At 61.6% G+C, this 12,674-nt stretch carries 13 protein-coding genes; 10 read left to right on the forward strand and 3 right to left on the reverse strand.

Annotated features, from left to right (window positions below):
- Positions 1 to 91: 91 nt before the first annotated feature.
- Complete coding sequence (locus tag CI807_RS26100) at positions 92 to 712, reverse strand: TetR/AcrR family transcriptional regulator (protein ID WP_010209389.1); 621 nt, start codon at positions 710 to 712, stop codon at positions 92 to 94.
- Positions 713 to 855: 143 nt separating this feature from the next.
- Here CI807_RS26100 and CI807_RS26105 point away from each other — a divergent pair, with 143 nt between their 5' ends.
- From CI807_RS26105 to CI807_RS26150, 10 genes are all read left to right on the forward strand, one after another.
- Positions 856 to 1,299 (forward strand): GNAT family N-acetyltransferase, encoded by a 444-nt coding sequence (locus CI807_RS26105; RefSeq protein ID WP_095016817.1) that lies wholly within the window; start codon positions 856 to 858, stop codon positions 1,297 to 1,299.
- Between the two features lie 18 nt (positions 1,300 to 1,317).
- Entirely contained in the window at positions 1,318 to 1,683 is a 366-nt protein-coding gene (gene copC, locus CI807_RS26110) for a copper homeostasis periplasmic binding protein CopC (protein ID WP_095016818.1), read from the forward strand.
- A gap of 3 nt (positions 1,684 to 1,686) precedes the next feature.
- Positions 1,687 to 2,544 (forward strand): copper homeostasis membrane protein CopD, encoded by an 858-nt coding sequence (copD, locus tag CI807_RS26115; RefSeq protein WP_095016819.1) that lies wholly within the window; start codon positions 1,687 to 1,689, stop codon positions 2,542 to 2,544.
- Between the two features lie 141 nt (positions 2,545 to 2,685).
- Positions 2,686 to 3,948 carry an OprD family porin gene (locus CI807_RS26120; protein ID WP_016977997.1) on the forward strand — a complete coding sequence of 421 codons (1,263 nt, stop codon included), beginning with the start codon at positions 2,686 to 2,688 and terminating at the stop codon, positions 3,946 to 3,948.
- Positions 3,949 to 4,180: 232 nt separating this feature from the next.
- Entirely contained in the window at positions 4,181 to 5,005 is an 825-nt protein-coding gene (locus CI807_RS26125; protein ID WP_095016820.1) for an NAD(P)-dependent oxidoreductase, read from the forward strand.
- Positions 5,006 to 5,007: 2 nt separating this feature from the next.
- Complete coding sequence (locus tag CI807_RS26130) at positions 5,008 to 5,883, forward strand: SMP-30/gluconolactonase/LRE family protein (protein WP_095016821.1); 876 nt, start codon at positions 5,008 to 5,010, stop codon at positions 5,881 to 5,883.
- A 51-nt stretch (positions 5,884 to 5,934) separates the two neighbouring features.
- A complete protein-coding gene (locus tag CI807_RS26135; protein ID WP_038847219.1) occupies positions 5,935 to 6,897 on the forward strand; it encodes a TRAP transporter substrate-binding protein in 963 nt (320 codons plus the stop codon).
- 64 nt (positions 6,898 to 6,961) lie between these two features.
- On the forward strand, positions 6,962 to 7,489 hold the full coding sequence (locus CI807_RS26140) for a TRAP transporter small permease (RefSeq protein WP_038847221.1): 528 nt from the start codon (positions 6,962 to 6,964) through the stop codon (positions 7,487 to 7,489).
- Position 7,490: 1 nt separating this feature from the next.
- Positions 7,491 to 8,771 carry a TRAP transporter large permease gene (locus CI807_RS26145; RefSeq protein ID WP_033902005.1) on the forward strand — a complete coding sequence of 427 codons (1,281 nt, stop codon included), beginning with the start codon at positions 7,491 to 7,493 and terminating at the stop codon, positions 8,769 to 8,771.
- Positions 8,771 to 9,631, forward strand: a complete 861-nt coding sequence (locus CI807_RS26150; RefSeq protein WP_371857988.1) for an aldose 1-epimerase — start codon at positions 8,771 to 8,773, stop codon at positions 9,629 to 9,631. The genes CI807_RS26145 and CI807_RS26150 overlap by 1 nt, the downstream gene beginning before the upstream one ends.
- Positions 9,632 to 9,722: 91 nt before the next feature.
- Here CI807_RS26150 and CI807_RS26155 read toward each other — a convergent pair whose 3' ends face one another.
- Together CI807_RS26155 and CI807_RS26160 are read right to left on the reverse strand one after the other, a co-directional pair.
- Positions 9,723 to 10,868, reverse strand: a complete 1,146-nt coding sequence (locus tag CI807_RS26155; protein ID WP_016979501.1) for an HlyD family secretion protein — start codon at positions 10,866 to 10,868, stop codon at positions 9,723 to 9,725.
- Positions 10,865 to 12,511: an MFS transporter gene (locus CI807_RS26160; RefSeq protein WP_095016822.1), complete on the reverse strand. Its 1,647-nt coding sequence runs from the start codon at positions 12,509 to 12,511 to the stop codon at positions 10,865 to 10,867. Before CI807_RS26160 ends, CI807_RS26155 begins: the two co-directional genes overlap by 4 nt.
- Between the last annotated feature and the right edge of the window lie 163 nt (positions 12,512 to 12,674).

The raw sequence follows: 12,674 nt of genomic DNA on the forward strand, positions 1-12,674 counted from the left end.
TATCGCCGGCAAGCCGGCTCCTACAGGGGAATGCATTCCCACTGTAGGAGCCGGCTTGCCGGCGATGAGGCCATCAGCGTCACCATAAGGCTCAAGGCTCCAACCCAATTCCCCGCAAGATCACACTCGTCACCGTCTGAATCGCCTTCTCGAACTGCATGTCCGACAACGGCTGGTGCTCATTCAGGATCTTCACCTGATGATCAAAGTCGGCATAGTGCTGGGTCGAGGCCCAGATCATGTACAACAGGCTCGACGGTTCCACCGGCAGGATGCGTTTGTCTTCCACCCACTGGCGAATTTTCGCTTCCTTCATCTTGGCCCAGTCGTACAGGCTTTCATCCAATGCCTCACCGAGCGTCGGCGCGCCGTGGATGATTTCATTGGCCCAGACTTTCGAACCATAGGGCCGGGTGCGCGAGCGTTGCATCTTGGCGCGGATGTAGCTGCTGAGTACCACCCGTGGGTCATCGAAGGTCTCGAAACTCAAGGCGTCCTGCTTCCACACTTCCAGCAGGTCGAACAGCACGGCGCTGTACAGCTCGCTCTTGGTGGTGAAGTAGTAATGCAGGTTGGAGCGCGGCAGTTGCACTTCTTCGGCGATATCCGCCATGGCGGTGCTGCCGTAGCCTTTCTCGGCGAAGATTTTCTCCGCCGCCAGCAGGATTTTTTCGACGTTGACCCGACGAATTCCGATCTTGTGATTGCCCATAAGGGCTCCCTGACAACAACTTGGCTTAAAGACTACCATCGGCTCTAGATCGCGGCGACAGGCCATAATGAAACTTCTGACGCGAACCTTTCCCCTGGAAATGGGATTGGTTAGGATCGCGGTCCCTATGAAGGATCATCGCAATGACTATTCGACCCCGCGTGGCCACCGACGACCCCGTGCTGGGCGCACTCTGGGAGCGCTCGGTGCGGGCCACCCATGACTTCCTCCCCGAGGATGACATTCAACGCCTGCTGCCCCTGGTACGCGATGCCTACCTGCCCATGCCCGCACTGGAGGTGTGGGTGTATGAAGACCGGAACGGCATCGCCGGTTTTATCGGCACCGGCGGACACAACGTGGAAATGCTGTTCATCGAGCCCGACCGCCGTGGCCAGGGCATTGGCCGCCAGTTGCTGGACCACGCCCGCGCCCGTCACGATACCCTCACGGTGGACGTGAACGAACAAAACCCCCAGGCCGTGGGTTTCTACCTGCATTATGGTTTTATCCAGGTCGCGCGCTCGCCGCTGGATGGCGAAGGCAAACCCTTTCCCTTGCTGCACATGGCTCTACCGACTCCCTGACCCTGAAGGTATTGAACAATGTTGATCAAGAAAAGCCTCACCACCGTCGCCCTGCTCGCCACCCTGCTGGGCGCCTCCGCCGCATTTGCCCATGCGCACCTCAAGAGCGCTGAACCGGCGGCCGACAGCAGCGTCGCCGCGCCTAAAGACCTGCGCCTGACCTTCAGCGAAGGCGTCGAGGCCACCTTCACCAAGGTGTCCCTGAGCAAGGACGGCACCGAAGTCGCCATCAAGGGCCTGGAAACCCCGGACGCCGACAAGAAAGTCCTTGTCGTTACTCCCGCCGCACCGCTGGCCGCCGGCAACTATAAAGTGGTGTGGAACGCGGTCTCGGTCGATACCCACAAGAGCAACGGTGAATACAGCTTCAAGGTCGGCCAATAACCCATGGCAACCCTGCTGGTGCTGTGCCGTTTCCTGCATTTCATCGTCGTGCTGCTGATGTTCGGGGCCTGTGCATTCAGGCCCTGGCTGCTCGGCGCGCAAGCGCAGCCGGCGCTGGACCGGCGACTTGAGCGTATCACCCGTGGGTTGGCCTGGCTGGGATTGTTCTCCGGCGTGGCCTGGCTGCTGTTGATCACCGCCAGCATGGCAGGCAGTTGGGACGCGGCGCTGCAACCGGCCACCGTGCAGTTGGTACTGGGCAAGACCTTCTTTGGCCAGGTGTGGGTGTGGCACCTGTTGCTGAACCTGTTGCTGGTAATCGTGCTGGCCAAACCCTGGCGGGCATTGCGGTTACCGGTCATCGCGCTGCTGCTGGCAACCTTGGCGCCGGTCGGGCATGGCGCCATGCTCAATGGGCTCAGCGGCCAATTGCTGATCCTCAATCAAGTGGTGCATCTGGTGTGCGTCGGTGCCTGGCTCGGCGGCTTGCTGTTGCTGATGTTGATCCTCAGGCAAGCGCAAGCCTTGGCGCTGGAGCCGATCCTGCGGCGGTTCAGCGGCGTGGGGTATGGGCTGGTCGCCGGTTTGCTGGTGACCGGCTTGATCAACGTGCGCGTACTGACCGGGCAATTCTGGCCCACGCCGTTGTTCAACGGGTTCGCGCTGATTCTGTTGATCAAAGTATTTCTGGTGCTGGGCATGCTCGCGTTGGCGCTGCTGAACCGGCTGCGTATCGAGCGCTGTGAACAACGCCTGGGCAGTTTGAAGTCCAGCGTGATGCTGGAGTGGCTGTTGGGCGTTGCGGCGGTCGCCGCCGTTTCCCTTCTTGGCACCTTGCCTCCCATGGTGATGGCGGGCTGAGTAACTTCCCGTCTCCACCCCGAGCAGGTCATCATACAACTTCTGCTTGACAGCTCTTGAAAACCTCGCAAATATCCCACTCAATGTTGTACGACAACGTATAACAAATAATAAAAACAACAAAAGAAAGGGAGCTTCACAGTGAGTTCACTCGCCCGCAATTCCTCCGTTCGTCTGGGTTTTATCGGTCTAGGCAGCCTGGCCTTCACTCTACCCCTCGCCGCTTCGGCCGAAGGCTTCGTCGACGATGCCAAGGCCACGCTCAACCTGCGCAACGCCTACTTCAATCGCAACTTCACCAACCCGACCAACCCTCAGGGCAAGGCCGAAGAGTGGACGCAGAACTTCATTCTCGACGCCAAGTCCGGCTTCACCCAGGGCACCGTGGGTTTCGGCATTGATGTGCTGGGCCTGTATTCGCAAAAGCTCGATGGCGGTAAAGGCACCGGCGGTACGCAGTTGCTGCCGATCCATAGCGATGGTCGCCCGGCGGACAACTTCGGGCGACTGGGCGTGGCGCTGAAAACCAAGTTGTCCAAGACTGAATTGAAGGTCGGCGAGTGGATGCCGGTGCTGCCGATCCTGCGCTCCGACGACGGCCGCTCCCTGCCCCAGACGTTCCGTGGTGGCCAGGTCACGTCCAACGAGATCGCCGGCCTGACGCTCTACGGCGGGCAGTTTCGCGGTAACAGCCCGCGTAATGACGCGAGCATGGAAGACATGTTCATGAATGGCAAAGCCGCATTCACCTCCGACCGCTTCAACTTCGGCGGCGGCGAATACAGCTTCAACGACAAACGCACCCAGGTCGGTGTGTGGTACGCCGAACTCACCGACATCTACCAGCAGCAATATTTCAACCTGACCCACAGCCAACCCGTGGGCGACTGGACCCTGGGCGCCAACCTCGGTTTTTTCACCGGCAAGGAAGACGGCAGCGCCCTGGCCGGCGACCTCGACAACAAGACCGCCTTCGCCCTGCTCTCGGCCAAATACAACGGCAACACCTTCTATGTAGGCCTGCAGAAACTCACCGGTGACAGCGTGTGGATGCGCGTCAATGGCACCAGTGGCGGCACCTTGGCCAACGACAGCTACAACGCCAGCTACGATAACGCCAAGGAAAAATCCTGGCAGGTGCGCCATGACTTCAACTTCGTGGTGCTGGGCATTCCAGGGCTGACCATGATGAACCGCTATATCAGCGGCAGTAACGTGCACACCGGGGCGATCACCGATGGCAAGGAATGGGGCCGTGAGTCGGAACTGGCTTACACGGTGCAGAGCGGTGCGCTGAAGGATCTGAATGTGCGCTGGCGCAACTCGACCATGCGTCGGGATTTCAGCAACAACGAGTTTGATGAAAATCGCCTGTTCATCAGCTACCCGATCTCACTGTTGTAGGGTTTTGGACGCGGCGCAAACTTGTAGTCGACACACAACCTCTGTGGGAGCGGGCTTGCTCGCGAATGCGGTACATCAGCACCGGATGAGTCGACTGACACACCGTATTCGCGAGCAAGCCCGCTCCCACATTCTGGCCATCACCTGACCGGAAGGACGTTGACAACGTGGGGAATCAATAACGATACTTCGGCAAAGTCATACGACAACCTACAACAACAATGGAACCCTCATGACCACCACCACAACCACGCCCGTTCCATTCAATCGCCTGCTGCTCACCGGCGCGGCTGGCGGCCTGGGTAAAGTCTTGCGCGAGCGCCTGCGCCCTTACGCCCAGGTACTACGGCTGTCAGACATCGCCAACATGGCCCCGCCTGCCGACGCGTCAGAAGAGGTGCAACCCTGCGACCTCGCCGACAAACAAGCCGTGCACCACTTGGTGGAAGGTGTCGACGCGATCCTGCACTTCGGCGGAGTCTCGGTGGAGCGCTCGTTCGAAGAAGTGCTCGGCGCGAACATCAGCGGCATTTTCCATATCTATGAAGCCGCGCGCCGCCACGGTGTAAAGCGCGTGATTTTCGCCAGTTCCAACCACGTGATCGGCTTCTACAAGCAAGGTGAAAAACTCGACGCCCACTCCCCGCGCCGCCCGGACAGCTACTACGGCCTGTCCAAGTCCTACGGCGAAGACATGGCCAGTTTCTACTTCGACCGCTACGGCATCGAGACCGTCAGCATCCGCATCGGCTCGTCGTTCCCGGAACCGCAGAACCGCCGCATGATGCACACCTGGCTGAGCTTCGACGACCTGACCCAGTTGCTCGAACGCGCGCTGTACACCCCCAACGTCGGCCACACCGTGGTCTACGGCATGTCGGATAACCTCGACACCTGGTGGGACAACCGCTACGCCGCCCACCTGGGCTTTGCGCCCAAGGACAACTCCGAAGTGTTCCGCGCCCAGGTCGAAACCCAGCCCCCAGTGGCCGCCGATGACCCGGCCAAGGTCTACCAGGGCGGCGCGTTCTGCGCGGCCGGCCCTTTCGGGGACTGACCATGAGCGCTGAACTGATCGTCGATGCCCGCAATGCCGTAGGCGAATGCCCGGTGTGGGTGCCCGAGGAAAACGCCCTTTACTGGGTGGATATCCCCAAGGGCGGCCTGCAACGCTGGAGCGCTGCCAGCGGCCACGTGGCGGCCTGGACCGCTCCGCAGATGCTTGCCTGCATCGCCCGCACCGAGGCGGGCAACTGGGTCGCCGGGATGGAAACCGGGTTCTTCCAGCTCACCCCGCACAACGACGGTAGCCTGGATACCACGCCGCTGGCGGCTGTTGAGCACCCCCGCCAGGACATGCGCCTGAACGACGGCCGCTGTGATCGCCAGGGCCGTTTCTGGGCCGGCAGCATGGTGCTGGACATGGGCTTGAACGCGGCCGAAGGCACCCTGTATCGCTACGCATCCGGTGCGGCGCCCCATGCGCAGTTGGACGGTTTCATCACCTTGAACGGCCTGGCTTTCAGCCCCGATGGCCGCACGATGTATGCCTCCGATTCCCACCCGCTGGTGCAGCAGATCTGGGCGTTCGACTACGACATCGACACCGGCACGCCGTCCAATCGCCGCGTGTTCGTGGACATGCACAAACACCTCGGCCGCCCTGACGGCGCGGCTGTGGATGCCGATGGCTGCTACTGGATCTGCGCCAACGATGCCGGGCTGATCCACCGCTTCACCCCGCAGGGTCGCCTCGATCGCTCCCTCACCGTACCGGTGAAAAAACCCACCATGTGCGCCTTTGGCGGCAGTCGCCTGGACACCCTGTTTGTCACCTCGATCCGCGATGACCAGAGTCAACAGTCACTGTCCGGCGGCGTGTTCGCCCTTAACCCCGGCGTAGTCGGATTGCCGGAGCCCACCTTCACCCTCTAGCTGCATCGCTGTGCCTTGAATACAACAATAACAAGACAGGAATGAAACCCCATGGACTTCAAACGCACCTTGCTCGCCGCTGCATTCTTCACCCTCAGCAGCGCCGCCCACGCGCTGGAAATCAAATTCGCCGACATCCACCCCGCCGGCTACCCCACCGTCGTTGCCGAAGAGAACATGGGCAAGGCCCTGACCAAAGAAAGCAACGGCGAGCTGACCTTCAAGTACTTCCCCGGCGGTGTCCTCGGCTCCGAGAAAGAAGTGGTCGAACAGGCGCAAGTCGGTGCCATCCAGATGACCCGCGTCAGCCTGGGGATCGTCGGCCCGGTGGTGCCGGACGTGAACGTGTTCAACCTGCCGTTCGTGTTCCGTGACCAGGCGCACATGCGCAAGGTCATCGACGGCGAGATCGGCGATGAGATTCTCGCCAAGATCACCAACTCCGAATTCGGCCTGGTCGCCCTGGCCTGGATGGACGGCGGCACGCGCAACCTCTACACCAAGAAACCGGTGCGCAAGATCGAAGACCTCAAGGGCATGAAAATCCGCGTACAAGGCAACCCCTTGTTCATCGAAGCCTTCAATGAAATGGGGGCCAACGGCATCGCCATGGACACCGGCGAAATCTTCAGCGCCCTGCAGACCGGCGTCATCGACGGCGCGGAAAACAACCCGCCGACCCTGCTGGAACACAACCATTTCCAGAACGCCAAGTACTACACCCTCACCGAGCACCTGATTTTGCCCGAGCCCATCGTGATGTCGAAAATCACCTGGAACAAGCTCACCCCCGCGCAACAGGACATGGTGAAAAAAGCCGCGAAGGCCGCCCAGGCTGACGAGCGCGTGTTATGGGACGCCAAGTCCGCCAGCAGTGAAACCAAGCTCAAGGCCGCCGGTGTCGAGTTCATCACCGTCGACAAAAAACCCTTCTATGACGCCACCGCGCCGGTTCGCGCCAAGTACGGTGCGGCCTACGCCGACATCATCCAGCGTATCGACGCCGTTCAGTAACGCCCTCCTTCTCTAGCAAGGCCCGGCGCGGTCGGCATCGACGCGCCCGGTTACGGTGAACGCCATGAAGAATTTACTGCTGCGCATCAACGACCGTATCTACATGACCTGCATCTGGGTCGCCGGCCTCTCGGTACTGGGGGTCGCGCTGATCATCCCCTGGGGCATCTTCGCCCGCTATGTCCTCGGCACTGGTTCGAGTTGGCCGGAGCCTACCGCCATCCTGCTGATGCTGGTATTCACCTTTATCGGCGCCGCTGCCAGTTATCGCGCCGGTGCGCATATGTCGGTAGCAATGATCACCGACCGCCTGCCGCCCCGCCAACGCCAGATCATCGGTGTCGTCTCGCAGTTGCTGATGGGCACCATCTGCCTGTTCATGACGATCTGGGGCACCAAGCTGTGCCTGTCCACCTGGAACCAGTTCATGAGTGCCATCCCCACCCTGCGCGTCGGTATCACTTATATGCCGATCCCGATTGGCGGGCTGCTGACCCTGGTTTTTGTGCTGGAAAAACTCTTGCTCGGTGACCAGAGCAACCGTCGGGTCGTGCGCTTCGACCTGGTCGAAGAAAGCGAAGGGGCTGCCTGATATGGACGCATTGATTCTGTTGGGCAGCTTTATCGCCTTGATCCTGATCGGCATGCCCGTGGCCTATGCCCTGGGGTTGTCGGCACTGATCGGCGCGTGGTGGATCGACATCCCGTTCCAGGCCCTGATGATCCAGGTGGCCGGTGGGGTGAACAAGTTTTCGCTGATGGCGATTCCGTTCTTTGTGCTGGCCGGCGCGATCATGGCCGAGGGCGGCATGTCACGGCGGCTGGTGGCGTTTGCCGGGGTGCTGGTGGGTTTTGTGCGCGGTGGCCTGTCGTTGGTGAATATCATGGCCTCGACGTTTTTCGGCGCGATTTCCGGCTCGTCGGTGGCGGACACCGCCTCGGTCGGCTCGGTGCTCATCCCGGAAATGGAACGCCGTGGCTACCCGCGTGAATTCGCCACGGCGGTGACCGTCAGCGGTTCGGTGCAGGCTCTGCTGACCCCGCCCAGCCATAACTCGGTGCTCTACTCCCTGGCGGCCGGCGGTACGGTGTCGATTGCCTCGCTGTTCATGGCCGGTGTGGTGCCGGGGTTGTTGATGAGCGCGTGCCTGATGGTGCTGTGCCTGATCTTCGCGAAAAAGCGCAATTACCCCAAGGGTGAAGTGATTCCGCTCAAGCAGGCGCTGAAAATCTGCGCCGATGCGCTCTGGGGCCTGATGGCCATGGTGATCATCCTGGGCGGCATTCTCTCAGGGATTTTCACCGCTACCGAGTCCGCCGCGATTGCGGTGCTGTGGGCGTTTTTCGTGACCATGTTCATCTACCGCGACTACAAATGGAGCGAGCTGCCCAAGCTGATGCATCGCACGGTGCGCACCATTTCCATCGTGATGATCCTGATCGCCTTCGCCGCCAGCTTCGGCTACATCATGACCCTGATGCAGATCCCGGCGAAGATCACCACGATGTTCCTGACCCTGTCGGACAACCGCTACGTGATCCTGATGTGCATCAACGCCATGCTGCTGTTGCTCGGCACGGTGATGGACATGGCACCGCTGATCTTGATCCTCACGCCGATCCTGCTGCCGGTGGTGCTGGGTATCGGCGTCGACCCGGTGCACTTTGGCATGATCATGCTGGTCAACCTCGGTATCGGCCTGATCACGCCGCCGGTGGGCGCGGTGCTGTTCGTCGGCGCGGCGGTGGGCAAGGTCAGCATCGAGAAAACCGTAAAGGCGCTGCTGCCGTTCTATGGCGTGCTGTTCCTGGTACTGATGGCCGTGACCTACATTCCGGCGCTGTCGCTGTGGCTGCCAAGCGTGGTGCTCTGATGCTGATTGAACTGCAAGACAACCTGACCCAACTCTCCCTCGCGCCGGCCACGGGAGGCAGCATCGTCAACTGGACGGTGCTCACCACCGGCCAGCCGTTATTGCGGCCCAGCGATGCCCACGCGATCAGCACCGGGTTGCCAGGCAAGCTGGGCTGCTATCCCTTGGCGCCCTGGTCCAACCGGATTGCCGAAGGGGGTTTCGACAACCCCGACGGTTGGCTGGCGCTGACGCCCAATAGCTTGACCGACCCGCTGCCGATTCACGGCTCTGCCTGGCAACAGGCGTGGCAGGTGGTCAGCCAAGCAACGGATGAAGTGGTCCTGGAAATGGCGTGCGACACACCGTTCGCCTATCGCGCCGAGCAGCGGTTTCGCCTGGAAAACAGTGAGCTGAGCATCACGTTGCGGGTGACCCACCTGGCGGACAGACCCGCGTGGCACGGGCTGGGATTGCATCCCTATCTACCGCGCACAGCGGGTACACGGTTGCAGGCCAAGGCGTCGCAGGTATGGATGAGCGACGCCTCCAAGCTGCCAACGGAGCTGGCGCCGGTGCCCACCGCTTGGGATTTCCAGCAGTTGAAAAGCCTGCCTGAAGGCCTGGTCGACAACGGTTTTTGCGACTGGGACGGCCATTGCCTGATCGAGCAGCCAGAGCTGGGCTACACCCTGGAATGCCAGGCCACGGGGAGTGATTACTTCCTGCTGTACTGCCCGCCGGGGCTAGGGTTCTTTTGTATCGAGCCGGTGAGTCATCCGGTGAATGCCCATCACCTGTCAGGGCGGCCTGGGCTGAAGCTGTTGGAGCAAGGCCAGTCAACTCACCTCACTTTCAACCTGAAATACCGCCCCCTGTAGGAGCCCGGCTTGCCGGCGATGGGGCCCTCACAATCATCACCAGACTTTCGGACGCTATCGCCGGCAAGCCGGCTCCTACAGAGAGGGTGTGTCAGGGCGGGCTGTTTTTCAGGCGGCCGGCAGTGTCGATACTGACCACCACCGACAACCCAGGCCGCAACCGCTCGCTCTCGGCCTGGTCCGGGTCCACCATGATTCGCACCGGCACGCGCTGGGCGATCTTGACGAAGTTGCCGGTGGCATTGTCCGCCTGCAATAGGCTGAATTCCGAGCCGGTGGCCGGGGAAATATGCTGCACCGTGCCATGGAATTTGCGGTGGTTCAGTGCATCCACCGTGAAGGTCACCGGCTGGCCGACCTGCACGTTGTCCATCTGGGTTTCCTTCATGTTGGCGATCACCCACAACTGCGGCGGCACCAGCGCCATCAACTGCGCGCCGGAGTTGACGTAGGCCCCGAGCCGCACGCCGATCTGCCCGAGCTGACCATCGCGGGGCGCGGTGATGCGGGTGTTGGACAAGTCAATGCGCGCCAACTCCACCGCCGCCTCGGCACTGGCCACGGCCGCTTCCAGGGAGCCACGGTTGACGATCACCGTCTGCAGGTCTTGGCGGGCGATTTCCAGGCTGGCCTGGGCTTGCGCCACGGCGGCGAGGGTCTGCGCGTTGGCGGCGCGAGTCACGTCCAGCTCGCGCTTGGACACCGAGCCATCGCTGATCAGCTCTTCATTGCGGCGCAAATCGGCGGTGCTCTTGCGTGCCTGCGCCTGGCTGTCCACCAAGGCGGCCTGGCGCAGCTTGATGGTGGCTTCGGCGCTGTTGCGCTGTTGCACCACATTCGCCAACGACGCTTTCTGCACCGCCAGTTGCGCCAGCGCCTGGTCCAGGCGCTGCTTGTAGATGCGGTCGTCGAGGCGCACCAGCAAGTCGCCGGCCTTCACGTGCTGGAAGTCCTGCACCGGCACTTCGAACACATAGCCGCTGAGCTGCGGCCCGATAATCGTGACCTGCCCGCGCACCAGCGCGTTTTCGGTGGTTTCCACCGCGCTGCTGAACGGCGGCAATTGCCAGGCGTACAGCACAATCAGCACGCCGACGATGGCGATTGCGGCAAAGCCCAGGGACGAGATGATCCGCACCCGTAACGGGCGCAACTCGGTGGGCACCGCGCCGGGTGGCGTGCTGCCTTCCGGGGTGGACGCGATGGCGGTAGTGGTGGTCGTCGAAGGTTCGGTCATGAAGGTGCGCCGCTGGGTTGAACGGGAGTGGCTGCTGCTCGGGTGGTGCTCATCAGCCACAGACTGCGGATAAAGATCCAGATCATGGTGAGTATCGCGATGATCGCGATCAACATGAAGACATCGTTGTAGGCCATCACGTTCGCCTCACGGGTCGCCGCCGTGGCCAGGCTGCGAATGCCCATCAGGTTGCGCAGCTCGGGGTCGGCGACAATGCCGCCATAGGCCGAACCGCCGCTCTGCACCCGCGCGGCCACACGCGGGTCGAGCAGGGTCAAGTGTTCGACGATCATGCTGGAGTGATACTTCTCGCGCACGATCTGGAACGTGCCCAGCAACGCTGCGCCAATCAGGCCGCCGAGGTTCTGGCAGATGCCGAACATCACCGAAAAACTCACCAGGTTGCGCGGGTTGGTCAGCACGTTCTTGGTGCCCAGCACCATGGTCGGGCCGAGGAAGAACGTGCCGCCGAAGCCTAGCAGGAACTGGCTGATGTACAGGTTCTGTGGGCGGGTGAGATTACTGGAAAAACTGTCCATCACCGAGCCGGTGGCCATCAGCGCCAGGGAAATCACCAACGGCATCAACAGGTGCGCCGGGTTGATGGTCAACGCACTGACCACCAGCCCGGCAATCGCCCCGGCGAGCATCACCACGTACAGGGTGTGCATCTGCTGGTAGCTCATGTTCAACATCTGCATAAAGCCCACCGCGCCGGTGGACTGCTCCGACAGCACCATGCGAATCAGGATCACCGCCAGCGCCAGGCGGATCATCACACCACTGCCCAGCCAGCGGGTCATCAGCATCGGATTCGCACGGTTATGCTCGATGGCCAGGCCGGCCATGATCAGCACCAGGGAACAGGCCGAGGCAATACCGATCCACGGCGCTTCCAGCCACCAGTCGATACGGCCCAGGGACAACACCGCGCAAAGCAAGGCGACACCGGTGGCGAGGATGGCAAAGGTGAGGAAATCGAGTTTTTCAAAGGTCTTGAAGCGGTCGCCGGGCGGAAGTTTGAGCAGGAACACGCAACCCAGGCAGATCAGCGCCATGCCCAGCTCGAACAGGTACAGGCCGCGCCACTCGGCGATTTGCAGCAGGTCTTCGGAGAACAGGCGTGCCAAGGGTAAAGCCAGTTGCGCGGTGCCCAAGCCCAGCACGAGCGCCTTTAAGCGCCATTTGGCCGGGAACGCCTGGATCATGTAGTACAAGCCCAACGAACTCAGCGCCGCGCCGACCATGCCATGGGCTGCGCGCACGGCGATGGCTGAGCTGAGGTCGTTGACGAACAAGTGGCCGAAGGTGACCAGTGCGTACAGCACCAGGAACACTTCGGTGAAGGCGCGCAGGCCGAACTGTTGGCGGAACTTCACCAGCAGCAGGTTCATGCAGACGTTGGTCATGACGTAGGCGGCGGGGAGCCAGGCCATTTCGGCGGTGGTCGCACCGAGGGCGCCTTGCAGGTATTGCAGGTTGGCGATGACCAGCGCGTTACCCAGGCCCCCGGTGATTGCCACCAGCACGCCGACCATCGCGAACAGCCAACGCTTGTGCGTGGGGTGCAGCGGGGTGGACGGTGAACCTGGGAGGCTTGGGCGCTCGTGGGGTTCCCAGGTGTGGGGGGTGTATTTGTTCATTCCGTGACCTAGATGAGCCGACCCGGGGGAGTCGGTGAAAGCATACTCAGAGAGTAGTAAACCTGAGGGGAGTTCATCTTGTCATGTGGGGGAGTGGGTGGTGTACATATCCGTTGCTGCGGTCACGGCCGCTTATGGTTCCGCTCTTACAGCGGGTCACTTT

It is taken from the genome of Pseudomonas sp. NS1(2017) (genome assembly GCF_002269425.1).
Lineage (GTDB): Bacteria > Pseudomonadota > Gammaproteobacteria > Pseudomonadales > Pseudomonadaceae > Aquipseudomonas > Aquipseudomonas reactans.